Here is a 21,925-nt window from a genome sequence, read left to right on the forward strand (position 1 = left end):
GCTCACGCCGTGCCCAACTGGCCGCGCAGGAACGAGATGTCGGCGCTCTGGCCCTCGACGCCGCCGGGCGTCTCGACGATCACCGGCGCGCCGGCCGCCCGGATCACGGCCACCAGCAGATCCGGGTCGATCGTGCCGCCGGTGAGATTGTCGTGCCGGTCCTGACCCGAGTTGAAGGCGCCCTTGGAGTTGTTCGCGTGGATCAGGTCGATCCGCCCGGTGATCGCCTTCACCCGGTCGACCAGGCCCAGCAGTTCCTCACCGCCGGCGTACGCGTGGCAGGTGTCGAGGCAGAATCCGACCTCGTGGCCGTCGAGCGCGTCCCAGAGCCGGGCCAGCGCGTCCAGGTGCCGGGCGCAGGCGTTGTCACCGCCGGCGGTGTTCTCGATCAGGACCGGCAGCGGGAAGCCGCCGGCGTCCGCCGCGTACGCGAATGTCTTGCGCCAGTTGTCGAAGCCGACGGCGCGGTCGTCCCCGGCGTTGACGTGGCCGCCGTGCACGATCAACCCCTTGGCCCCGACGGCCGCCGCGGCGGTGGCGTGGCCGAGGAGCAGCTTGCGGCTGGGGATGCGGATCCGGTTGTTGAGCGTGGCCACGTTGATCACGTAGGGCGCGTGGACGTAGAGGTCGACGTCGGCGGCGCGCAGGCGCTCGGCGTCCGCCCGCGGCTTCGGGGCCTTCCAGCCCTGCGGGTCGGCGAGGAAGAACTGCGCCGCCTCCGCACCCCGGGCGTTCGCCTCGGCCAGCGGGTCGGTCGGATCGACGTGGGCTCCGATTCGCATGCAGGGCAGCCTACGTCGCGACGGTGACACCCGCCGCGCCGCGCGCGGGACGGCCGCGTCACCACCCGGCCCGGCGGTCGTTGTCCGAGGTGGGATCGATGGTCGACGCTTCACCCGGACGTGGTCCACAGCACGGGACGGGTGAGGCGGGCCCCCGGCGACGGGACGCCCCGCCGTGCGGCCCGGCACGACGGGGCGGGATCTCCCGTCATCCAGGCTCGGCGCGCCAGTTGGACGAATTCCTGCATTTACCCCAAGTGGTGACGAGAGCCGTTGTATGGTCAGACCAGGTGACAACATGATAAAGCTCCGCGGGGCGTCCTCGATCCAACCTCATCGGTGTGGTCGTTCCTCCCCAGGTCCCACCCAAGGAATGCGGACGGGACGCCCCGCGGCCCCGTGGACAGGGGCCCACCTGCCCGGCGCCATGCCGGCGGTGGGCCCCTTGTCGCCGCGTCCCGGGCCGTCCGGACCACCGGCCCGGGCATGATCGTCCGGACCGGCTATCCTGGTGCGGTTGTCCGCGTCCGGCCGGGTTCCCCCGGCGTCGGGCGGGCCACGACGCACGACCTCCTGCCACGGAAGGACCGTGGCCGCCTAGCCCACAGGAGGTGAGCACGTCTTGCGTCACTATGAAGTCATGGTGATCCTCGATCCCAGCCTCGAGGAGCGCACCGTCGCCCCGTCTCTCGACACGTACCTGAACGTGATCCGGACCGCGGGTGGCTCGGTGGAGAAGACCGACGTGTGGGGCCGCCGGCGCCTCGCGTACGAGATCAACAAGAAGGCCGAGGGCATCTACGCCGTCGTGGACCTCCAGGCGACGCCGGAGGCCGTGGCTGAGCTGGACCGTCAGCTCCGACTCAACGAGTCGGTGCTGCGCACCAAGGTCATTCGCCCGGAGATGCGCTGAGCATCTAGGACCCGACACGTCCGGATCAAGCCTCATCCGCGATGTCGGAGGGCTCTGAGAGCCTGTACGACACAACGATGAGTGCGCGAGGAGATGGTCATGGCAGGAGACACCACCATCACGGTCATCGGCAACCTGACCGATGACCCCGAGTTGCGGTTCACCCCCTCCGGCGCGGCGGTCGCCAAGTTCCGGGTCGCTTCCACGCCCCGGTTCATGGACAAGGCGTCCGGCGAGTGGAAGGACGGCGAGCCGCTGTTCCTCTCGTGCACGGTCTGGCGCCAGGCCGCCGAGAACGTCGCCGAGTCGCTGCAACGCGGCGCCCGGGTGATCGTGTCCGGCCGGCTGCGTCAGCGGTCGTACGAGACCCGCGAGGGCGAGAAGCGCACCGTCATCGAGCTGGAGGTCGACGAGATCGGCCCGTCCCTGCGCTACGCCACGGCGAAGGTGCAGAAGATGTCCCGCTCCGGTGGCGGAGGCGGCGGCTTCGGCGGTGGTGGCGGTGGTGGCCAGGGTGGCGGCGGAGGCAACTTCGACGACCCCTGGGCCTCGGCTGCACCGGCCCCCTCCCGCGCCGGTTCGGGCGGCGGAAACTTCGACGAGGAGCCCCCGTTCTGATGGCGCCGAGCGCCCGCGATCGCAAACCAGGAGCAAGAGCAATGGCGAAGGCTGCGGCACTGCGCAAGCCGAAGAAGAAGGTGAACCCGCTCGACAAGGACGGGATCACCTATATCGATTACAAGGACACCGCGCTGCTGCGCAAGTTCATCTCCGACCGCGGCAAGATCCGCGCTCGACGGGTGACCGGCGTTACCTCGCAGCAGCAGCGGCAGATCGCCCGTGCGGTCAAGAACGCCCGCGAGATGGCGCTCCTGCCGTACACGGCCACGGCCCGCTGAGAGGGGGGACGGACATGAAGATCATCCTCACTCAGGAGGTGTCCGGCCTCGGCTCTCCGGGCGACATCGTCGAGGTCAAGGACGGCTTCGGCCGTAACTACCTGCTGCCGCAGGGCTTCGCGATCGGCTGGACCAAGGGCGCCGAGAAGCAGGTCACGGTCATCAAGCGGGCCCGCTCGGCCCGGGACGTCCGCGACCTCGACCACGCCAACGAGATCAAGGGCCAGCTCGAGGGCCTGAAGGTCAACCTGAAGGCCCGTGCCGGCGACGGCGGTCGACTCTTCGGCTCGGTCACGCCGGCCGAGATCGTCGACGCCGTCAAGGCCGCCGGCGGTCCGACCCTGGACCGTCGCCGGCTGGAGACGCCCGGCCACATCAAGTCGCTCGGCGCCTACCCGGTCAGCATCCGGCTGCACCCCGAGGTGACCGCCAAGTTCGACCTGCACGTGGTCAAGGACTGACGCGACACACCGCACCACGGAACGGCCCGCACCGGACAACCGGCGCGGGCCGTTTTCGCTCTCGACGACGGACGCCGCGTCCCACGTGAGGGACCGCCGCGCCCCGCGTCAGCCGATCGCCTGACCGGTCACCGCGCTGATCACCACCGTGGACAGTCCACCACCCACCACGGCCGCCGCCAACGCCACCGTCGCCGACCGCCACGTCGTCCCGACCTGACGCAACAGCACCGCCACCACGAGGCTGCTCACCAACGCCAGCCCGAACCGCGGCACCGCCGCCGACAACGACGCGAACGCGTGCGCCCGGGGCGAGTCGCAGCCACCACCGCTGATGTCCGTCACACACCCCGGCGGGGCCGCCCCGTCCAGAAACACCAGACCGAAGAAGAGCAGCACCGCCGGCACCAGATAGCAGGCGGCCGTGTAGACCAACGGCCGCAACGGCCCACCCGGATCCGGATCCAGCAGGTCGTCCTCGATCCGCCGGCTCCACGAACCGCCGCCGGCCGTACCCGCCCCCCACCGGCCGGCCGAACCACCGGACCCGACCGGCTCCGCCGACCGACGCCGAGGCGCGCTCTGCGGACGCGGAGCGGAGTACGCGACCATCGGCGACCGCGGCGCCGACGTCGGCGTCTCCATCCACCGCGGGTCGTCCCCCGCCAACCGGGTGCCCGACCAGAACTCCTCGACCTGCTCCGGCGACGCCCAGCCCTCCCGCACCGGTGGCGACGTACGCTCCCACGGGTCGACCGCCGGATACCGGTCGCCGGTGTCGCGCACCCGGTCCAGGTGCCCGGTGTCGGTGAACCGGTCCCACTCGCCGGTGTGCTCCGTCCGGTCCCACCCGCGCTCCGCCTGCTCCCACCGGTTGCCGGTGGACGTCCGACCCCACGCGTGCACGCCCGACGCGTCCCACGGATCGACCGCCGGCTGCTCCGCCGGCGGCGGCTCGACGGCCCGACTCCGGTCCCACGGATCCGGCTCGGCCGAACGGCCCCGATCCCACGGGTCCACCGCCGGCGGCGGCCAGGACGAACCCGTCGTCGACCGCGGGCTCCGCCGGGTCGGCTGCTCGGCCGCCCACCCGCCGGTGTCACCATCCGAGCCCGCCTCCTCCGGCAGCCCCGACCAGGTCACCTGCGGTCGCCGGGTGGCCGCCCGTCGGGGACGGCTCCGCGGCGCCGTCCCCGACACCGGCTCGTCCTCCGACTCGGCCCGCCGGCTCCCGACGTACCCCCGCTCGTGCGGGGCGTCGATGGTCCACTCGGCGGTGTGGTCCGGCACCGGCCCGGCGCCGATGGCCCGCAGCTCGCGCCGGCCCTCGTCCCGACGCCACCCGACGTCACCCCGCCAACCGCCGCCCGAGGACGGCGACTCCGCCTCGACGTCGGTCTCGTCGTCGTCCGGCGCGGCGTGGCGCCCGCCGCCGTCCGCCCGGCTGATCCCCGACTCCACCGCCCAACGCGGAAGATAGGCGTCGACCGGCTCGTCCTGGCCACGCTCGATCGCCCGCCGTCGGCTCGGGGTGCGCTGGCGCTCCGGCACGTACGAGTCGACCCGGCGCGGACCGGCGGAATCGTCCCAGGAACCGCTCGGCCGGCGCTCGCGCGGGCTGTCCTCCCCGCTTCCCCAGTCCCGGTGTCTCACGGCCGGAGCGTGACCTCTCTCAACCCGAAAAGTGCAATCCGCTGTCAAGGTGCAGCCGTTCGCAGCGATAGTACGGGACGAACGGCGCAAAGGCTCGACCTGAAATCTTCCGTCCACAGGGTGGGGACGGGAAAAGCCCAGCTCAGAAGCGATTGGCCCGGAATTCCCCATCACTTTTCCACACCCTGTGCACACCCTGCGCACATGCCGACCCCCCTGCGTCCACAGGTTGTCCCGAGGCTCGTCCACCGGCCCTGTTGGTGGCTGACCTCGGGTTCCGTATCGTGGCCAGCGACCGCCGGGCGATGACCCCCGATCGACCGGAGGGTCGGCGGAAGTTGTCATACCCCGGCGATAGAGCTGGACACGATCCGACGCAGCAAGGGGGGAACCCGTGTCGGTCACCGACGAGACGCGCGCGGACCGGACCGGGGGGCAACCGTCCGAGCCGCCACGGCGGGATGCGTCCTTCGAGAAGACACCACCCCAGGACGTGGCCGCCGAGCAGTGTGTCCTCGGCGGCATGCTGCTCTCCAAGGACGCCATCGCGGACGTCGTGGAGATCCTCAAGACCAACGACTTCTACCGCCCGGTGCACGCCACCATCTTCGACGCGATCCTCGACATCTACGGCCGCGGCGAGCCCGCCGACCCGATCACGGTCGCGGCGGCGCTCGCCGACGCCGGCGACCTCGCCCGGATCGGCGGCGCGCCCTACCTGCACACCCTGATCGCCAGCGTGCCCACCGCCGCCAACGCGGCCTACTACGCCCGCATCGTCGGCGAGCGGGCCGTGCTCCGCCGGCTGGTCGAGGCCGGCACCCGGATCGTGCAGCTCGGCTACGGCACCGGCCAGGGCGGCAGCCGCGACGTCGACGACATCGTCGACCTCGCCCAGCAGGCCGTCTACGAGATCACCGAGAAGCGGGTGAGCGAGGACTTCGCCATCCTGGCCGACATGCTCCAGCCGACGCTTGACGAGATCGAGGCGGTCGGTGCCCAGGGCGGCGTGATGACCGGTGTGCCGACCGGCTTCACCGACCTCGACCGCCTGCTCAACGGCCTGCACGCGGGGCAGTTGATCATCGTGGCCGGCCGGCCTGGTCTGGGCAAATCGACCGCATCAATGGATTTTGCCCGAAATGCCGCCATTCGCGCCAACCAGGCCGCCGCCATCTTCTCGCTGGAGATGAGCAAGGTCGAGATCGTCATGCGACTGCTCTCGGCCGAGGCTCGCGTGCCACTGCACGTGCTGCGCAGCGGGCAGCTCTCCGACGACGACTGGACCAAGCTGGCGCGCTGCATGGGCGAGATCAGCGAGGCGCCGCTCTTCGTCGACGACACGCCGAGCATGAACCTGATGGAGATCCGGGCGAAGGCGCGCCGGCTCAAGCAGAAGCACGACCTGAAGCTGATCGTCGTCGACTACCTCCAGCTGATGACCTCACCGAAGCGCACCGAGAGTCGGCAGCAGGAGGTCGCGGACCTCTCCCGTGGCCTGAAGCTACTGGCCAAGGAGGTCGAGTGCCCGGTGATCGCGGTGAGTCAGCTGAACCGTGGTCCGGAGCAGCGCACCGACAAGCGCCCTCAGTTGTCCGATTTGCGTGAATCGGGATCTATTGAGCAAGATGCGGACGTTGTAATACTTTTGCACCGTGACGACTACTACGACAAGGAGTCGCCCCGGGCGGGGGAGGCGGACTTCATAATCGCCAAACACAGGAACGGTCCGACCGACACGGTGACGGTCGCAGCCCAGCTACACCTGTCGCGATTCGTGGACATGGCGATCGTATGACCAACGTTGGTCACCGGCTGACTCCTATCGAGCGGAAGGAGATCATCAGCCGCGCGGCCAGTGGTGAAAGCCTCACAGCTATCGGCCTGCATTTTGGCGTCACAAGGCAGGCGGTTCGGGCGGTGCTCCGCGCCAACGGAGTAGCGGGGCGTCGCACGGGCAAGCTGACGGACGCCCAGCGAAACGAGGTCGTGAGCAGGTTCGTCGGTGGAGCCTCACTCAGCCGAATCGCTGCCGAGTTCGGTGTGACGGCACCGTCGGTGCGTGGCCTGCTCTTGCGCAGGGGCGTGGAGATCCAGTCCGTGTCGCACGGCTTGCGGCACGACGCCTTCGACAGCTTCGAGCCAGATACCTGCTACTGGCTCGGGTTCCTGTTCGCCGATGGGTGCGTCAGCTACCGGGCGGGTCACCTGCCGCAAATCTCGGTCGGTCTAGCCGCACGGGACCGGGAACACCTGGTCGCGCTCCGGAACTATCTCGGATGTCAGAACAGCATCTCGCCGACGAGTCCAACTCACGGCTCGTGCCAGTTCTCCGTGCGCTCCCAGCGGCTGGCGGACCGGCTCATCGAGTTGGGTCGGTATCAGCAGACGCTCGATGAACGGCTGGTGGCCTCACGGGACTTCTGGCGCGGCGTTGTCGATGGCGACGGCTCGCTTGGCATCTATCAGCGGCCTGCCCCGAGCACTGCCTCGCTTGCTCAACTCAGGGTCGTGGGACGGCGGCACCTGCTGGAGTCGTTCGTGGCATTCCTCGAGTGTGAAGGAATCGTCGGACTCTCGGTGCGACCGCACCGGAGCATCTTCAGCGTGGGGACTACGTGCGGACCGGCCGAGCGAATAGCCAAGTTGTTGTATGAGGACGCCGGCACGGCGCTGGCCCGTAAGGCGGAAATCGCAGCCCGAATGATCACACGGCAGTGCGGAAGAGCTTGATCTGAGCCCGGTCAGCCCAGGAGGGGGAACCAGCCCGCCGCCTCGCCCAACTCGAACCGGTCCCGGTCGGTCAGCGGCACCCGGCCGGTGGCCTTGAGCAGATATTCGTGGTCGTCCCAGCCGGCCGGTCGCACCGCGTCGTCGCAGAGCAGGCCGTCCATCGTGGTCACCGCCACCCGGGTCGGGTCGGCCGCCGGGAGCGGCGCGTCCGGCAGGTCCAGCACCAGGTCGAGGTGGTGCACGACCGCCTCGGTGGTCAGGGTCGCCAGCAGATCGGGTACGCGCAGCACGTGCCCCTGGGTGGTCACGTACCCCTCCGGGTCCGCTGCGGCGGCGGCGCGGACGGCGGCCGGGGCGGTGTCGGACCAGATCCGGACCACGCCGCTGGGCCGGTCGAAGGCGGTGGCCGAACGGCGGACCCACCAGGCGTGCTTCGCGCCGGCGTCGTCGTCGCCGGGGGTGAACCCGCGCCAGTAGCTGACATCGTCCACGTCGGCCGGGCCGGGCACCGGGCTGGCCAGCGCCACGAGCGCGCGTTGGGCGTCGCCGAGCACGTGGACGAGCAGATCGGCGACGAGCCAGCCCCGGCAGCGGGTCGGTCGTTGCAGGCCGGCGTCGTCGAGCGGGGTGACGGCGGCGGTGATGCCGGCGTACGCCTGGGCCAGTGCCTCGTGCGGCCGGATCGGGCTCATGTGGGTGAGCCTGCCACGGCGCGCGGTGGTCGGCACGGTTAGGCGGGGCCCCTTCCTATCGCCTAGGCGTTAAGAAGGGCCCCCTCCTTACCCATCAGTCGAAGAGTTCGCCGAGGAAGCCGTGCTTCTTCTTCTTGCGGTAGTGGCCGTGATAGCCGTAGTGCTGCTGCCCGTGGCCGTACGCGGGCTGCGCGTAGCCGTGACCGGGCGGCGGCGGAGGTGGGGGCGGGGGAACGGCGCCGTACCCGGGCTGTTGCGGTGCGGCGGTGGGCGGGGGCGGCGGGTAGCCGGCCGCGGTGGGCGTCGCCACCTGCGGGGCGTTGCCGTGCTTCTGGTTCCAGTTCGCCTCGGCGTCGAACAGCTTCTCAAGCTCGCCGCGATCGAGGAAGATGCCGCGGCATTCGCCGCACTGGTCGATGATCACTCCGCTGCGCTCGTACTGGCGCATGTCTCCACGGCACTTGGGACAGGTGAGCTGCATGACACCGACGGTACCGGGTGATTTCACGCGGTGGCGGTCAGCGCGTGCGTCACCTCGTCGTCGGAAACCTCGTGGAAGTCGTCGTAGTAGGCGCCGACGGCCGCGAAGTCGGGCGGGAGTTGGCTGCTCACGACCGTGTCGGCGGTGGCGGTGAGCATGTCGTACGCCTGCTCCGAGCCGACCGGGACGGCGACGAGCACACGGGCGGCGCCGAGGTGGCGGGCGACCTGCACGGCGGCGCGTGCGGTGGCGCCGGTGGCGAGCCCGTCGTCGACGATGACGGCGGTGCGGCCGGTCAGGTCCAGTGGCGGGCGTCCGTCCCGGTAGCGCTGTTCGCGGCGGTCCAGTTCGGCCTGCTCGCGGCGGCGGACCTGGGCGCGGTCGTTCTCGCTGATCCGGCCGGCGACCATGTCGTTGAGGACCTGCACGCCGCCGGGGCCGAGAGCGCCGTACGCCACCTCGGGCGCCCAGGGCACGCCGAGCTTGCGGACGACGAGCACGTCGAGGGGGGCCTGGAGCCGGTCGGCGATCACCCGGGCGACGGGCACGCCGCCGCGGACCAGGCCGAGGACGATGACGTCGGACCGGCCGGCGAGGTCGGTGAGGCGTTCGGCGAGGTCCCGTCCCGCCTCGGTCCGGTCGCGGTAGGTGGTCATCCCTCAGGTGTACGCCTTCCGACCGGTTCCCGCCCGGGGGTTGCCGGGAATACCGGGCCCGTTCCGGGTGTCGGCGAGTGCCAACGCCGGGGCGGCGACGAGCAGGGCGATCGGGTAGAGCAGGTAGCCGAAGCGGGTGGTGGGCATCAGCAGGATCGCGGCGAGCAGCCCGTACCCGCAGATGAGCGCGGTGGCGGCGGCGGTCCGTGGCGGGCGGCGCAGCAGCCGGACGGCGATCGTCAGGCCGACCGCGACGAGCAGGGCGGCGGCGACGGCGCGACCGGCGGGGACCGTCTCGGCGATCAGGTGGCCGGGGAACGGGGACTGGGCGGGGCTGGTGACCAGGCCGTGGCCGAGGGGGAAGCGCAGCACGTTCTCGACCAGGGCGTCGGAGTCGACGAGTAGCACCGGGAGCAGCGCGAGGAGGGGCAGGCCGAGGGCGCCGAGCGCGGTCCGGGACCCGGACCGCCGGGTCGCGGCCCAGCAGATCAGCACGATCGCGACCGGCCAGGCGAAGAGTTTCAGGGCACCGGCGGCGCCGACCGCGAGGCCGGCGCGGCCGGGTCGGCCGGCGGCGGCGAGGGCGAGGGCGAGCAGGCAGAGCGCGAGTACGGGGAGGTCGTCGCCGCCGGTGGCGAGCGTGAGCGCACCGACGGGCAGGACGGTGGCGGCCTGGACGGCGCGCAGCAGCGCGGCGGCGCGGCGGGGCGGGGCCGGGGCGGCGGTGGCACGCAGCGTGGTGACCAGGGCGGCGAGGGCGAGCGCGGTGGCCACGGCGAACCAGACGCGGGCGTCGGTCCACCAGGCGTCGACGGCGGCCCGGGGCAGCCCGAACAGGGCCATGCCCGGCTGGTACGGGGTGTAGCCGAGGAGTTGTTCGCCGGGTGGCAGGGCGGCGATCGCGTCGGGTCCGAGGTAGGGGGTGCCGTGTTCGGCGAGGCGGGCGCCGGCGTGTTCGACGACGATCACCTCCTCCTGGGCCCGGTCGGTGCGTCCGCCGGCGCGTTCGATGCTCTGCGTGACGACCGGCAGCAGGGCGGTGGTGGCCCAGGTGAACGCGGTGATCGTCCAGCGGGCGGGCAGCCCGGCGAGGGGAGTCCCGGGGGCGCGGTGCCGGGCGAGGAGTTGGGTGGTCGCGGCGAGCGTGGCGAGGGCGTACCCGATGGTGGCGACCGCGCCCCACGCGCGGTGCGGCGGCAGCGTGGAGGTGACCGCGGTGATCGCGGCGAAGGCGGTGGCGGCGGCGTAGAGGCCCAGGTCGAGGGCGAGGCCGCCGGCGGCCGTGTCGAGCGCCGCCCAGCGGCGGGCGGCGGGGGTGGCCGGGTCGGTGTGGGCGGTCACGCGGGCCAGTCTCGCAGACCGGGTCGGCGGCACGGCCCGGTCGGTGCGGCTGGTCAGGTCTGATGGGCGTCGGTGGCGGTGGGCGGGGCCGGGCGGGTGCGGGCGGCACCGGCGCGGCGGCCGGGTAGCCGGATGACGGCGCCGGTGTCGTGCAGCGGCGAGGCGAGCGCGCCGGGCTGGCCGCCGGCGCCGCGTTGGAGGGCGGCGAGCAGGGTACCGGCGGGCAGCGGACGGGCGAACAGATGGCCCTGCCCGGCCGCGCAGCCCAGTTCCCAGAGCGCGCGGCGTTGCGGTTCGCTCTCCACGCCCTCGGCGACCACGGTGAGGTCGAGGCTACGGCCGAGGTCGAGGGTGGAGCGGATCACGGCGGCGGCTTCGGGCGCGGTTTCCATGGCGGTGACGAAACTGCGGTCGATCTTGAGTTCGTGGACCGGGATGCGGGAGAGCAGCGAGAGTGACGAGTAGCCGGTGCCGAAGTCGTCGAGGGCCAGCCGGACACCGGAGTCGCGGAGCCGGCTGAGGACCCGGTCCACCACGTCGAGCTGGCTGAGGGTGAGGGTCTCGGTGAGTTCCAGCACGAGCCGGTCCGGCGGGAGGTCGTGGGCGCGTAGCCGGGCCAGCACGGCGCCGGGGAAGCGGGCGTCGAGGAGGCTGCGGGGTGACACGTTAACCGAGACGGGCAGGTCGAATCCGGCGTCGTGCCAGGAGCCGGCCGCGATCAGGGCCTGGTCGAGGATAGCCTCGGCGAACGCGGGGAGCAGCCCGGAGCGTTCGACCGCTTCGAGGAAGCGCAGTGGGTCGATCAGGCCGTGGGTGGGGTGGTGCCAGCGGGCCAGCGCCTCGGCGCCGATGACCTTGCCGCTGCCCAGGTCGACGATGGGCTGGAAGTTGACGGTGAACTCGTGGTCGGCGACGGCCCGGGGCAGTTCGCCGCCGAGGGTGAGCCGGTGCAGGTCGGCGGTGTCGCGGTTCGCCGCGTACGTGGTGACGCGTTGGCCGGCGCGCTTGGCCTGGTACATCGCCACGTCGGCGCGGCGGAGCAGTTCGGCCATCCCGCCGGTGGCGGGGGCGGCGGCGATGCCTCCGCTGGCTTCCACACTGATCCGCATGCCGTCCAGGTCGAGCGGGTCGTGCAGCGCGGCGAGCAGGGCCTCGGCGCGGTGCGCGGCGACCGCCGGGGCGGGCAGGCCGCGCAGGAGCACGGCGAATTCGTCGCCGCCGAGCCGGGCGACCAGGTCGTCGGGGCGGGCCGCGTCGCGTAGCCGCTCGGCGACCTGGATCAGCACCCGGTCCCCGGCAGCGTGCCCGAGCGTGTCGTTGACCTCCTTGAAGTGGTTGAGGTCGATCAGCACGAGGGCGGTGACGCCGTCGGCGTGCCGGGTGGTGAGCTGGGCGGTGCCCTCGTCCAGCAGATGCCGGCGGTTGGACAGGCCGGTGAGGGCGTCGTGGGTGGCGGCGTAGGCGTTGTCGTCGGCGATCCGGGCGAGTTCGGCGTACGCCTGGGCGTTGCGGACCGCGGTGCAGAGGGCGGAGGCGAACGTACGCAGGGTGTACTGCTCCCGTTCGGAGAGGTCGATCGGCCCGGCGAAGCGGAGTCGCAGCATGCCGATGTCTTCCGCGCGGTCGTGTCCTTCGAGCGACACCGGCACGATCCGGCCGTCGGTGTCGCTGGGCGGCGGCGTCGTCCCGTCGTACCCGACCCCGGCGGCGCCGCCGCGGACGGTGCGTCCGCCCTCGCGCAGCTCGATCTCGACCTCGTCGGCGGAGAAGAGTTCGGCGGCCTCGGTGACGGCGGTGGTGAGCACCTGGTCGAGGTCGACCACGTTGAGCGCGTCGGTGGCGCGGGCGAGTCGCTGCCAGGCCTGCTGCTCGGTGCGGGTGCGGATCCTGGCGGAGTAGGCCAGGTGGAGGCTGAGCACCAGGGGCGGCACGGCGAGCAGCAGGCGGGGGTCGACCCGCAGGATCAGCACGGTGAAGGCGGCTACGAGGAATCGCACACCGAAGCCGGCGATCCGCAGGTCGAGGTCATCGCGGAACTGGCGGAGGATCGGCGTTCGGGAGGCGAGCGCGATAACCGGAATCGCAAGGACGTCGTCGAGGATCGCGGCGACCAGATAGACGATTCCCAGCAGCACGACGATGCGGAGTGGCTCATGAGGTGGCCAGGCGCCGCCGAGTAACAGCGTGGCGACCGTGGCGCCGCCGGCCACGAGGGTGTGCTTGGCGACGGCGAATATCACCTTGATGGGTGCCAGGCGGGTCACCGATCCGCAGGCCACTCCGAGGCCGGTGGCCAGCACGACCCAGGCGGCTGGAGCGACAGCGAGGCCGATGACGATTGCGGTTTCCACCCACGCGAAGTAGAAGGTCGTCGACCGGATCCGGAGCCGCGTCTTGATGACGGTGGCCAACACGACGGTCACCACGAGCGTTGCGGCGGTGACGAAGTCGCGTACGGATTCAGGGTGTTGCCTGCGTGCGGTGGAGAACGCGATGAGCGCGACGAGCGACGCCCCTGCCGCCAGTGTGTAGACGAGGCCGCGCAGGGTGGGGTCGACAGCCGTTCGGCCCTCTGTCGTCCGGCTCAACCCGGGTCACCCGCCGCTCACCGTCGGTACGTGATGAGCGGCAGCCTACCGCTTCGCTTCTGTTCCGGAAACTCTCATCCCCATTCGGTGCTGCGCATTGCTCATCCCTCCTCCAATATCCCGGTGGGCCGTAATCGCCGCCGACCGAAGTGGTAACTCGTAATCGGTGGCGCATTGTCACGACCCGTCGCAGAGACCGCTTGTGCGTGTATCCGCGCTTGCCGACTGGAGAGAAGGCTAAGGGGAAGAAGGAGTGGTAAGGAAGAATTAATGTCGGTATGCGCAATATGAGTAATAATTGTCGCTTAAATGACGTTCTGTCCACAAGTTGTATGCGGAGCGGAGCCGATCGTCTCCTTGTTGTACCCGCGCCGTCGCTCTGGGCCATCCGGAAAGGTTCGAGGTGGCATACCGTTCGTAGCGTCGTCTCGGCCGGGAAACATTACAACCCTGCTTCGGTCGGCTTCGGCCGCCGGGTCGGAGAGTCACGTCTCCGGCCCGACTGTCACCGATGACTCGGGGATAGGTGGATTAGGCCGTCGTTTCCGCCGGGACAGGTGCCAACAAAGGCCCGAACAGCAGCATGGAAATCCGAGTTGTCGGGGGGCTGTCAGCACGAGTCAAGAAGGGCGACCTCCCGCTCGGAACGGGGCGGATCCGGCCGACGAGCCCCATCGTCGAAATCCCCGGCGAATCGACGGACGGAGGGTGCGGGAGGGGCGGGGTGCAGATCATCGGCACCCGACACGAGCCGCGCCCGTCGTACCCGGCGGATAAGGTCGGGCGGTGACCGAACCCGCGCAGCTCACCCACGTCGATCAGGCCGGCGCCGCCCGGATGGTCGACGTCTCCGCCAAGCCGGTCTCCGGCCGGCTCGCGGTCGCCGCCGGCCGGCTCCGCACCACCGCCGAGGTGCTGGAGCTGCTGCGCCGCGACGGCCTGCCCAAGGGCGACGCGCTCGCGGTCGGGCGGCTCGCCGGCATCATGGGCGCCAAGCGCACCCCCGACCTGATCCCGCTCTGCCACCCGATCGCCCTGCACGGCGTGACCGTCGACCTCGACCTGACCGACGACACCGTGGAGATCACCGCCACCGCCCGGACGGCCGACCGCACCGGGGTGGAGATGGAGGCGCTCACCGCGGTGGCCGTCGCCGGGCTCGCCCTGGTCGACATGGTGAAGGCCGTCGACCCGGCCGCCTCGGTGGACGCCGTGCGGGTGCTCCGCAAGGAAGGCGGCAAGACCGGCGAGTGGGTCCGGCCGGAGGACCGGCCGTGATCCGGGCCCGGGTGATCGTGGCCTCCAACCGGGCCGCCGCCGGAGTGTACGAGGACACCAGCGGCCCACTGCTCGTCGCCGGTCTGTCGGAGCTGGGCTGCATGGTGGACCCGCCGGTGGTGGTGCCCGACGGCGACCCGGTCGGCGAGGCCCTGCGCGCCGCCCGTGACGAGGGCGTCGACGTGGCGCTGACCAGCGGTGGCACCGGCATCACGCCGACCGACCGCACCCCCGAGGTGACCGGCGCGCTGCTCGACTACGAGATCCCCGGCATCGCCGAGGCGATCCGGGCGCACAGCCGCGACGCGGTGCCCACCGCCGCGCTGTCCCGGGGCCGGGCCGGGGTCGCCGGTCGGATGCTCGTGGTCAACCTGCCCGGCTCGCGCGGCGGCGCGCGGGACGGGCTGGCCGTGCTCGGGCCGATCCTGCGGCACGCGGTCGACCAGCTCCGCGGCGGCGACCACTGAGCCCGCGGGCCGGGTGCGCCGGCGCTAGGCTCGCCGGATGAGCACGGAAACCGAAGCCGCCGCGGTCGACGTGGGCACGCCCCCGCCGGCCGGGTGGGAGGAGGCCCGCGCCCGGGTGTACGCGGTGGGCCTCTCCGCCGCGCTCCCCGCGGTCGCCCGGCCGCTTGCCGACACCGACGGGCACACCCTGGCCGAGCCACTGACCACGCGCACCGACCTGCCGGCGTTCCCCACCTCGAGCGTGGACGGCTGGGCGGTGCGCGGGGCCGGGCCGTGGCAGGTGGTCGGCCGGGTGCTCGCCGGGCACACCGCGCCCCCGCTGGCGGCGGACGGCACCACCGTGGAGATCGCCACCGGCGCGATGGTCCCCGCCGGCACCACCGCGATCCTGCGGATCGAGGAGTCGACCCGGGCGGCGGACGGCCGGGTGGCCGGCACGCCCCGGCCGCAGCCGGAGTGGCGCGAGCCGGGCGAGGAGGCCCGCCTCGACGAGGAGTTGCTGCCCGCCGGCACGCCCGTGGACCCGGCGGTGATCGGCCTGGCCGCCTCCTGCGGCCACGACACGCTGCGGGTCCGCCGCTCGCCGCGCGCCGCGCTGCTGGTCTTCGGCGACGAGCTGCTCACGTCGGGCCCGCCGGGGGCCGGCCGGGTGCGCGACGCGCTCGGCCCCTCGGTGCCCGCCTGGCTGCGCCGCTACGGCTGTCAGGTGCGGGGCGGCGACGTGGTCGGGCCGGTCGCCGACACCCTGCCCGCGCACGTCGCGGCGCTGCGCGGCGCGCTCGCCAACGCCGACCTGGTCTGCACCACCGGCGGCACCATGCACGGGCCGGTCGATCACCTGCACCCGGCGCTGGAGGCGCTGGGTGCCGACTACGTGGTCAACACCGTCGCGGTGCGCCCCGGCTTCCCGATGCTGCTCGCCCGGCTGGCCGACACCGACGGCCGGGTGCGCTTCGTGGCTGGCCTGCCGGGCAATCCGCAGTCCGCGGTGGTGGCCCTGGTCTCGCTCGTCGCTCCCCTGCTCGCCGGTCTCACCGGCCGTGCGATGCCGGTGCTGCCGCAGGTCATGCTGGCCGAGCCGGTCGCCGGGCGGGGGGATCAGACCCACCTCGCCCTGGTTCGCTGGGACCGGGTCGCCGGCACCGCGCACCCGGTGCGGCACGTCGGTTCGGCGATGCTGCGCGGGCTGGCCGGCGCGGACGGCTTCGCGGTGATCCGGCCGGGCACCAGCGGCGCGGCGGGTGACCGGGTGCCGCTCGTACCCCTGCCGCTGACCTCCGGGGAGCGGCCGTGACGACCGAGACGCGCGTGGTCCTGGGTGCGGTCACCGACCGGCCGCTCGACCTAGCCGCGCACGAGGCGGCGGTCGCCGACCGCCGGGCCGGCGCGGTGGTCTCCTTCCAGGGCGTGGTCCGCGACCACGACCACGGACGGGCGGTCACCCGGCTGGAGTACGAGGGCCACCCCACCGCCGAGGCCGTGCTGCGCGAGGTGGCCGCCGAGATCGCCACCGATCCGGCGGTGCACGCGGTGGCGGTGTCGCACCGGATCGGCCCGCTGGAGATCGGTGACGTGGCGCTTGTCGCGGCGGTCAGCACCGCGCACCGGGCGGCGGCGTTCGCGGCGTGCGCCCGGCTGGTCGACGAGGTCAAGGCGCGACTGCCGATCTGGAAGCGGCAGGTCTTCGACGACGGCACCGAGGAGTGGGTGAACTGCCCCTGAGCCGGGCGGGTCAGCGCCGGGCGGCGAGCTGGGTGGTGCGGCCCAGCCGGTCGGGATAGAACGCCGGTTCCGCGCCGGGCCGCCAGGGCAGCGCCGCGACCAGCAGGATCAGCGCGATCGCCAGGGAGTTCTCCATCAGCGCGCCGAACAGGCCGTCCTGGTAGTGGGACACCTCGGGGAGCTGGTGTTCGTACGGCCAGATCGGCGAGATCAGGAAGAGCAGATAGAGCCCGAGCGCGCCGGCCGCGTGCCGGAGACCGGTGAGCGCCGGATACCAGATCGGCGGGCGCAACGGGGGTACGCCGTTGGCCGAGGGCAGCCCGGTGCCGCGCAGGGGCAGGCCGCGGCTGGCGTCGCGTCGGCGTACCGCGGCGTCGGCCAGCACGATGATCGCCGGGATGACCCAGACCAGGTGGTGCGACCAGGAGATCGGGCTGATCACGTTGGCGGTGAGCCCGACAAGCGTGAACGCGGTCAACTCGTCGCCGTCGGTGCGGGCGCTGACCGCCCGGGACAGGCCCAGCGCCAGCACCAGCACCGAGAAGGCGAGCCAGAGCAGCCCGGGTGTCTCGATCGAGTCGTAGAGCCGCGCCAGCAGGCCGGCGAGGGACTGGTTGGCGGTCATGTCGGCGGCGCCGACCCGCTCGGTCTGCCACAGCACACTCGTGAAATAGGCGCGGGACTCCTCGCCGATCGCGCCGAACGTCGCGAGGGTCACCCCGATCGTGGTGGCGACCGCGATCCACGCGGCCCGCCACTGCCGGGTGAGCATCAGATAGCCCACGAACAGCGCCGGGGTGAGCTTGACCGCGGTGGCGAGCCCGATGCCGACCCCGGCCCAGGCGCCGCTGTAGACGAAGCGGGCCAGCGGCGTCTCGGCGCTCTCGTGATGGGTACCCCGCCTGGCCCGCCAGCGCAGACCCACCAGATCCGCCATGATCAGCGCGAACAGCAGCAGGTTGACCTGGCCGTAGCCGAGCGTCTCCCGGGACGGCTCGATGGCCACGGCGAGCGGGGTGGCGATGCCGACGATGAACCAGAGCGACCAGCCGAGCCGGTCCACGATCGGACGCAGCAACGCCGCCAGCACGACCGCGAGCGCGCCGATGCTTGCAAGCGCGTTGACCGAACCGGCGAGGTCCACCGGCAGCCAGGACATCGGCAGCATGACCAGGGCGGCGAAGGGTGGATAGGTGAAACCGAGCGTCGTCGAGGGGGCGACGAAGTCGTACAGCTCGTTGCCGCCCGCCCACCACAGCACCGCGCCGTGGTAGATCTTCATGTCGAAGAAGTTGTACGGCCGGCCGAAGGCGCCGATGGCGAGCCACGCCGCGTACCACACCGCGGCCACGACGCCGACACGTACGGCGATCCGCTGGTCGACCCCGAGGACGACGCGGGGGGTCGGGGTGAGGCGGTTGGTCCGTCTACCGACTGTCGTCGGCATGGCGTGGCCACCCCCGTACCAAGGTCGTCGTGCCCGTCCAGGTCCAGAACGGAGCCTAGAACGGTGCCTCACGATGCTGCCTCCCGCGTTACATGACCGTGTCCGATCCCACACGTGTTTGCGACATTTCAACCGCGTTAACGGGTGTCGGACGGTTCAGGTGATTGGTGGCCTTGCGGGGGGTGGGTGTCGTGCAGGTGGACGTCAGCCGGGCATCCGGCGTGCGGTCGCCGCGGAGCGTACGGCGATTCTCGCCTCCCGGCGGGCGGTGCGGACCGCGCGCTTCACCGACCGGCGCGAGTGGTGGATCCGGTGGCCGGCGCGCCAGCGCAGCCCCGGCTTGCCCTCGGTGTCCGCGGCGGCGAGGAGAAGACCACCGAGCAGGCCGAGATTCTTGAGGAAGTGGATCTGGTTGTTGTTGCGGACGGCCGGGTCGTCGTTGTTCCAGAAGGGATGACCCGCGGCCGTCGTCGGCAGCAGCGTACCGGCGAGGACGAGCGCGGCCGGGCGGCTGAACCGGCCGGTGGCCAGCATCAACCCGCCGACCAACTGGGTGGCGGCGTTGGCCCGGATCAGCGTCTCGGTGTCGGTCGGGATGCGCGGATGCAGGTTCTGGATCAGCGGGGTGACCCGGTCGGTGACCGGCTTCGCGGCGGGCACCAGCCGTTCCGGGTTGCGCAGGTTACGGGCGCCGCTGACCACGAAGATGCCGCTCAACATGACTCGGGCGAGGGAGCGCACGGGCTTCATGCTTCAGTCTTACCCCCTCGAAGGCCCGATCACCCCTGCAACACACAAAAGGTATCGACGTCCGTCCGGTATCGATTTCAGCGACCGTCGCGGATGGACCGGCCGTGTTCGGTAAGGTCGCGCGGGTGACGACGCTGCGACTTCGCCCCGAGGAGCCGGCGGACGAAGCGCCGGTGGCCCGGGTGCTCGCCGCCGCGTTCGCCCGCCCCGACGTGACCACCCCGCCCGAGGTCGGCCTGGTCGAGGAGCTGCGGCACAGCGCCGCGTGGATCCCGGAGCTGGCCATGGTCGCCGAGTACGGCGGCGAAGTGGTGGGCTTCGCGCTGCTCAGCCGGGTGCGGGTACGCACCGACGGCGGCTCCTGGCCGGCGCTGGCACTCGGGCCGGTGGCGGTGGCCCGGCACCGGCAGCGCGTCGGGCACGGCACGGCGGTGGTGCAGGCGGCGCTGGACGCCGCCACCGAGCTGGGCGAGCGGCTGGTGGTGGTGCTCGGTGACCCGGCGTACTACCGGCGGTTCGGCTTCGGCCCGGCGGACCGGTTGGGGCTGAGCAGCCCCTGGTCCGGGCTGGGGGAGCCATGGCAGGCGTTGGTGCTGCCGCCGTCCACCGCCGAGGAGCCACCGCCCCCGGCCGGCGAGGTGGTCTTTCCGCCACCCTGGTCGCGGGTCTGACCGGCTTTTTCAGGCGGGTTGGGTACGCAGGTAGCGGCCGAAGTGCGGGACGGTGAACGCGACAGTTCCCCGCTCACCGGAATAGATCAGACCCTTCTTGATCAGCGCGTCCCGGGCCGGGGAGAGGCTGGCCGGCTTACGGCCGAGCGCGCGGGCGATCTCCGCGGTGGGCACCGCGGCGTCCATGTCGTCCCGTGCGCCATCCTCGCCGTTCACCAGCGCCAACGTGGCCATGGCCCGCATGTATTCGCGTTCGGCCGGAGTGGCCCGCTCGAAGCGGGAGCCGAAGAAACCCACCGCCAGCTCCGCCTCCGCCTCCGGCGCGGCGACCCGCACGTCCGCCGCCGTGATCGGCGACCGGGGCGCGTGATCCCAGGTCGCCTTCCCGTACGCCTGGACGAAGTAGGGGTAACCGCCGGACTTCTCATAGAGCAGGTCGAGGGCCTTCTGCTCGTACTCGACCTCCTCCCGCTCGGCCGGCGCGCAGAGCGCCTGGTCGGCGGCGATCCGGTCCAGCCGGTCGATCCGCTGGTAGCGGTAGAGCCGTTCGGAGTACGACTTGGCGGCGCTGAGCACGGCTGGCAGGTGCGGCAGGCCGGCGCCCACCACGATGAGCGGCGCGCCGAGCTGCGACAGCTCGTGGCAGGCGGCGCAGAGCGCGGAGACGTCCTCGGCACCGACGTCCTGCATCTCGTCGATGAAGATGGCGATGCCGGTGCCCACGTCGGTGGCGACCGCCGCCGCGTCGCTGAGCAGCTCGACCAGGTCGATCTCGATGTCGCCGGAGTCGGCCCGGCCGCTGGCGGCCGGCACGTCGATGCCGGGCTGCCACCTGTCGCGCAGCTTCGGCGCCGCGCCACCCCGCCCGGCCGGCGCGGAGCGCTGCGCGAACGCCTTGAGCACGCCCAGGAAGGCGTCGATCCGGTCCGGCGCGCGGTGCCGGGGGGCCAGCTCCCGGACCGCCATGTGCAGCGCGGCGGCGATCGGCCGCCGCAGCGACTGGTCCGGCCGGGCCTCGATCTTGCCGGTGCCCCAGAGGTGGTTGATCGCCTCCGAGCGCAGCGTGTTGAGCAGCACCGTCTTGCCCACCCCGCGCAGCCCGGTGAGCATCAGGCTGCGTTCCGGGCGGCCCCGGGCGATGCGCTCCAGGACCACGTCGAACACGTCCAGCTCCCGCCCCCGCCCGGCGAGTTCGGGCGGGCGCTGGCCGGCACCCGGGGCGTACGGGTTGCGGACGGGATCCACGCATCGCACCGTATCGGGTTGTCTAGCGGACAGGCTAGACGTGCGTAGAGGTGGCTACCGCGTGTCGGCCTCGACCCAAAGCTAGGGCTGTCTAGCATCCATGCTAGACAGCCCTAGTTTTGCCTACCGGCCGATCGTCGCCTCAGCGCCGCCCTCAGCAGCGCCCTCAGCGCCGCCCTCAGCACCGCTCTCAGCGGCGCTTCAGGCAGAGCACGAAGTCGAGCGTGTCCAACTCGCTGTCGAAGAAATACCAGTCGGTGTAGCCGGCCACCTTGCCGCACTTCGCCTCGGCGTCCTTCTTGCCGCTTGTCGCGCCGTCCACCCGGCGCAACACCTCGTACGTCTTCGGGGCACAGTCGGCGATCACCAGCTTCGGCTGCCCACTGCCGCCCTCGTTGGCCACACACTGACCCGCCTTGACGAAGCGCGGGTCGGTCGACGAGGCCGGGGCCGCAGACGAGGGCGTCGCATCCGCCGCGTCGCTCGGCGTCACCGCCGCCGTCGGATCCGCCGCGTCCGGATCCGCCGCCGGCGCGGTGGCGGCCGTCGTCCCGGACGTCGGGCTCTCCCCGTCCCGGCCGAACAGCCAGTACGCCCCGGCGCCGCCCAGCAGCACCGCCAGCACGATCACCACCAGCAGCAGCACACCCTTACCCCGCCGCCGGGGCGGCGGCTCGTCGTACGGCTGTGGCCCTGGGTACGGCGGTTGCCCGCCCGCGTACGGCTGTTGCTCGGGGTACGGGGGCTGCCCTCCGGTGTACGGCTGTTGCTCGGGGTACGGGGGCTGCCCGGCGTACGGGGACTGCTCCCCGGTGTGCGAGGGCTGCCCGGCGTACCCGCGGTCGGCCGGGTAGCCCTGGTGGGGGGCGGCGGACGGGGGTGGGCCGGCGGGCCATCCCGGCGTCGGCTCGTACCGCTGCACCGGCGGCCCGTACTGCGAAGGCGGCCCGCCGTACGGCTCGGCGCCGACCTGTTCGGTGGGTGGCGCGTACTGCTGGCCGGGGTGGTGGGGTTCGGGCGGATAACCGTCGCCGGGGCGCCGTCCACCCCACGGCTCGGATGCGCCGCTGCCCGGTGGTCCGAAGTTCGACATGAACGCCTCCTGCGTACGACAATGCTGAGAGGCCGGCCACCGAGGGGCAACGC

22 protein-coding genes are annotated in these 21,925 nt (G+C 72.2%); 11 read left to right on the plus strand and 11 right to left on the minus strand.

Annotated elements, in window-relative coordinates:
• Positions 1 to 2: 2 nt before the first annotated feature.
• Positions 3 to 782 (minus strand): deoxyribonuclease IV, encoded by a 780-nt coding sequence (locus tag O7602_RS29385; protein ID WP_281585828.1) that lies wholly within the window; start codon positions 780 to 782, stop codon positions 3 to 5.
• 622 nt (positions 783 to 1,404) lie between these two features.
• Here O7602_RS29385 and rpsF point away from each other — a divergent pair.
• The 4 genes from rpsF to rplI all read left to right on the plus strand — a co-directional run bounded on the left by rpsF (position 1,405) and on the right by rplI (position 3,055).
• Positions 1,405 to 1,695: a 30S ribosomal protein S6 gene (gene rpsF / locus O7602_RS29390; RefSeq protein WP_088643630.1), complete on the plus strand. Its 291-nt coding sequence runs from the start codon at positions 1,405 to 1,407 to the stop codon at positions 1,693 to 1,695.
• 81 nt (positions 1,696 to 1,776) lie between these two features.
• Positions 1,777 to 2,313 (plus strand): single-stranded DNA-binding protein, encoded by a 537-nt coding sequence (locus O7602_RS29395; RefSeq protein ID WP_175441301.1) that lies wholly within the window; start codon positions 1,777 to 1,779, stop codon positions 2,311 to 2,313.
• A gap of 41 nt (positions 2,314 to 2,354) precedes the next feature.
• Positions 2,355 to 2,594, plus strand: coding sequence for a 30S ribosomal protein S18 (gene rpsR / locus O7602_RS29400; protein WP_007073789.1), 240 nt, complete (start codon positions 2,355 to 2,357; stop codon positions 2,592 to 2,594).
• A gap of 14 nt (positions 2,595 to 2,608) precedes the next feature.
• The gene (gene rplI / locus O7602_RS29405; protein ID WP_281585829.1) at positions 2,609 to 3,055 is read left to right on the plus strand and encodes a 50S ribosomal protein L9; all 447 of its coding nucleotides are present in this window, start codon (positions 2,609 to 2,611) and stop codon (positions 3,053 to 3,055) included.
• A 108-nt stretch (positions 3,056 to 3,163) separates the two neighbouring features.
• Here rplI and O7602_RS29410 read toward each other — a convergent pair whose 3' ends face one another.
• On the minus strand, positions 3,164 to 4,708 hold the full coding sequence (locus tag O7602_RS29410; RefSeq protein WP_281585830.1) for a hypothetical protein: 1,545 nt from the start codon (positions 4,706 to 4,708) through the stop codon (positions 3,164 to 3,166).
• 394 nt (positions 4,709 to 5,102) lie between these two features.
• Here O7602_RS29410 and dnaB point away from each other — a divergent pair, with 394 nt between their 5' ends.
• On the plus strand, positions 5,103 to 6,506 hold the full coding sequence (gene dnaB, locus O7602_RS29415; RefSeq protein WP_281585831.1) for a replicative DNA helicase: 1,404 nt from the start codon (positions 5,103 to 5,105) through the stop codon (positions 6,504 to 6,506).
• On the plus strand, positions 6,503 to 7,441 hold the full coding sequence (locus O7602_RS29420; protein WP_281585832.1) for a helix-turn-helix domain-containing protein: 939 nt from the start codon (positions 6,503 to 6,505) through the stop codon (positions 7,439 to 7,441). Before dnaB ends, O7602_RS29420 begins: the two co-directional genes overlap by 4 nt.
• Before the next feature lie 11 nt (positions 7,442 to 7,452).
• On the opposite strand, the gene O7602_RS29425 is transcribed toward O7602_RS29420, so the two are convergent.
• From O7602_RS29425 to O7602_RS29445, 5 genes are all read right to left on the minus strand, one after another.
• Positions 7,453 to 8,133, minus strand: a complete 681-nt coding sequence (locus O7602_RS29425; protein WP_281585833.1) for a maleylpyruvate isomerase N-terminal domain-containing protein — start codon at positions 8,131 to 8,133, stop codon at positions 7,453 to 7,455.
• A gap of 94 nt (positions 8,134 to 8,227) precedes the next feature.
• On the minus strand, positions 8,228 to 8,614 hold the full coding sequence (locus O7602_RS29430) for a zf-TFIIB domain-containing protein (RefSeq protein WP_281585834.1): 387 nt from the start codon (positions 8,612 to 8,614) through the stop codon (positions 8,228 to 8,230).
• Between the two features lie 23 nt (positions 8,615 to 8,637).
• Complete coding sequence (locus O7602_RS29435) at positions 8,638 to 9,270, minus strand: phosphoribosyltransferase family protein (protein WP_281585835.1); 633 nt, start codon at positions 9,268 to 9,270, stop codon at positions 8,638 to 8,640.
• 3 nt (positions 9,271 to 9,273) lie between these two features.
• Entirely contained in the window at positions 9,274 to 10,611 is a 1,338-nt protein-coding gene (locus tag O7602_RS29440; protein ID WP_281585836.1) for a glycosyltransferase 87 family protein, read from the minus strand.
• A 53-nt stretch (positions 10,612 to 10,664) separates the two neighbouring features.
• Complete coding sequence (locus O7602_RS29445; RefSeq protein WP_281590609.1) at positions 10,665 to 13,136, minus strand: bifunctional diguanylate cyclase/phosphodiesterase; 2,472 nt, start codon at positions 13,134 to 13,136, stop codon at positions 10,665 to 10,667.
• 849 nt (positions 13,137 to 13,985) lie between these two features.
• On the opposite strand from O7602_RS29445, the gene moaC reads away from it, so the two are divergent.
• Genes moaC through O7602_RS29465 form a run of 4 tightly spaced genes read left to right on the plus strand, consistent with a single transcriptional unit; the run spans position 13,986 to position 16,666 of the window.
• Complete coding sequence (gene moaC / locus O7602_RS29450) at positions 13,986 to 14,477, plus strand: cyclic pyranopterin monophosphate synthase MoaC (protein ID WP_281585837.1); 492 nt, start codon at positions 13,986 to 13,988, stop codon at positions 14,475 to 14,477.
• Positions 14,474 to 14,944 (plus strand): MogA/MoaB family molybdenum cofactor biosynthesis protein, encoded by a 471-nt coding sequence (locus tag O7602_RS29455; protein ID WP_281585838.1) that lies wholly within the window; start codon positions 14,474 to 14,476, stop codon positions 14,942 to 14,944. The genes moaC and O7602_RS29455 overlap by 4 nt, the downstream gene beginning before the upstream one ends.
• A gap of 37 nt (positions 14,945 to 14,981) precedes the next feature.
• Positions 14,982 to 16,238 carry a molybdopterin molybdotransferase MoeA gene (locus O7602_RS29460; RefSeq protein WP_281585839.1) on the plus strand — a complete coding sequence of 419 codons (1,257 nt, stop codon included), beginning with the start codon at positions 14,982 to 14,984 and terminating at the stop codon, positions 16,236 to 16,238.
• On the plus strand, positions 16,235 to 16,666 hold the full coding sequence (locus tag O7602_RS29465; RefSeq protein WP_281585840.1) for a molybdenum cofactor biosynthesis protein MoaE: 432 nt from the start codon (positions 16,235 to 16,237) through the stop codon (positions 16,664 to 16,666). Before O7602_RS29460 ends, O7602_RS29465 begins: the two co-directional genes overlap by 4 nt.
• A gap of 10 nt (positions 16,667 to 16,676) precedes the next feature.
• On the opposite strand, the gene O7602_RS29470 is transcribed toward O7602_RS29465, so the two are convergent.
• Together O7602_RS29470 and O7602_RS29475 are read right to left on the minus strand one after the other, a co-directional pair.
• The gene (locus tag O7602_RS29470; RefSeq protein ID WP_281585841.1) at positions 16,677 to 18,113 is read right to left on the minus strand and encodes a glycosyltransferase 87 family protein; all 1,437 of its coding nucleotides are present in this window, start codon (positions 18,111 to 18,113) and stop codon (positions 16,677 to 16,679) included.
• A gap of 204 nt (positions 18,114 to 18,317) precedes the next feature.
• A complete protein-coding gene (locus O7602_RS29475; RefSeq protein ID WP_281585842.1) occupies positions 18,318 to 18,863 on the minus strand; it encodes a DoxX family protein in 546 nt (181 codons plus the stop codon).
• 125 nt (positions 18,864 to 18,988) lie between these two features.
• Between O7602_RS29475 and O7602_RS29480 the strand changes: the two genes are divergently transcribed.
• On the plus strand, positions 18,989 to 19,534 hold the full coding sequence (locus O7602_RS29480) for an N-acetyltransferase (RefSeq protein WP_281585843.1): 546 nt from the start codon (positions 18,989 to 18,991) through the stop codon (positions 19,532 to 19,534).
• Positions 19,535 to 19,543: 9 nt separating this feature from the next.
• Here the strand turns inward: O7602_RS29480 and O7602_RS29485 are convergent, their stop codons facing one another.
• The gene (locus O7602_RS29485; protein WP_281585844.1) at positions 19,544 to 20,779 is read right to left on the minus strand and encodes an ATP-binding protein; all 1,236 of its coding nucleotides are present in this window, start codon (positions 20,777 to 20,779) and stop codon (positions 19,544 to 19,546) included.
• A gap of 190 nt (positions 20,780 to 20,969) precedes the next feature.
• Positions 20,970 to 21,872 carry a flagellar basal body protein FliL gene (locus O7602_RS29490; protein ID WP_281585845.1) on the minus strand — a complete coding sequence of 301 codons (903 nt, stop codon included), beginning with the start codon at positions 21,870 to 21,872 and terminating at the stop codon, positions 20,970 to 20,972.
• Positions 21,873 to 21,925: the final 53 nt, after the last annotated feature.

This window comes from Micromonospora sp. WMMD1128, from assembly GCF_027497235.1.
Classification (GTDB): domain Bacteria; phylum Actinomycetota; class Actinomycetes; order Mycobacteriales; family Micromonosporaceae; genus Micromonospora.

Coding starts and splice junctions, on each gene's coding strand:
- O7602_RS29385 (WP_281585828.1), bottom strand. CDS start 782: ATGCGAATCGGAGCCCACGTCGATCCGACCGACCCGCTGGCCGAGGCG.
- rpsR (WP_007073789.1), top strand. CDS start 2,355: ATGGCGAAGGCTGCGGCACTGCGCAAGCCGAAGAAGAAGGTGAACCCG.
- rplI (WP_281585829.1), top strand. CDS start 2,609: ATGAAGATCATCCTCACTCAGGAGGTGTCCGGCCTCGGCTCTCCGGGC.
- O7602_RS29420 (WP_281585832.1), top strand. CDS start 6,503: ATGACCAACGTTGGTCACCGGCTGACTCCTATCGAGCGGAAGGAGATC.
- O7602_RS29425 (WP_281585833.1), bottom strand. CDS start 8,133: ATGAGCCCGATCCGGCCGCACGAGGCACTGGCCCAGGCGTACGCCGGC.
- O7602_RS29430 (WP_281585834.1), bottom strand. CDS start 8,614: ATGCAGCTCACCTGTCCCAAGTGCCGTGGAGACATGCGCCAGTACGAG.
- O7602_RS29435 (WP_281585835.1), bottom strand. CDS start 9,270: ATGACCACCTACCGCGACCGGACCGAGGCGGGACGGGACCTCGCCGAA.
- O7602_RS29460 (WP_281585839.1), top strand. CDS start 14,982: ATGAGCACGGAAACCGAAGCCGCCGCGGTCGACGTGGGCACGCCCCCG.
- O7602_RS29470 (WP_281585841.1), bottom strand. CDS start 18,113: ATGCCGACGACAGTCGGTAGACGGACCAACCGCCTCACCCCGACCCCC.
- O7602_RS29475 (WP_281585842.1), bottom strand. CDS start 18,863: ATGAAGCCCGTGCGCTCCCTCGCCCGAGTCATGTTGAGCGGCATCTTC.
- O7602_RS29490 (WP_281585845.1), bottom strand. CDS start 21,872: ATGTCGAACTTCGGACCACCGGGCAGCGGCGCATCCGAGCCGTGGGGT.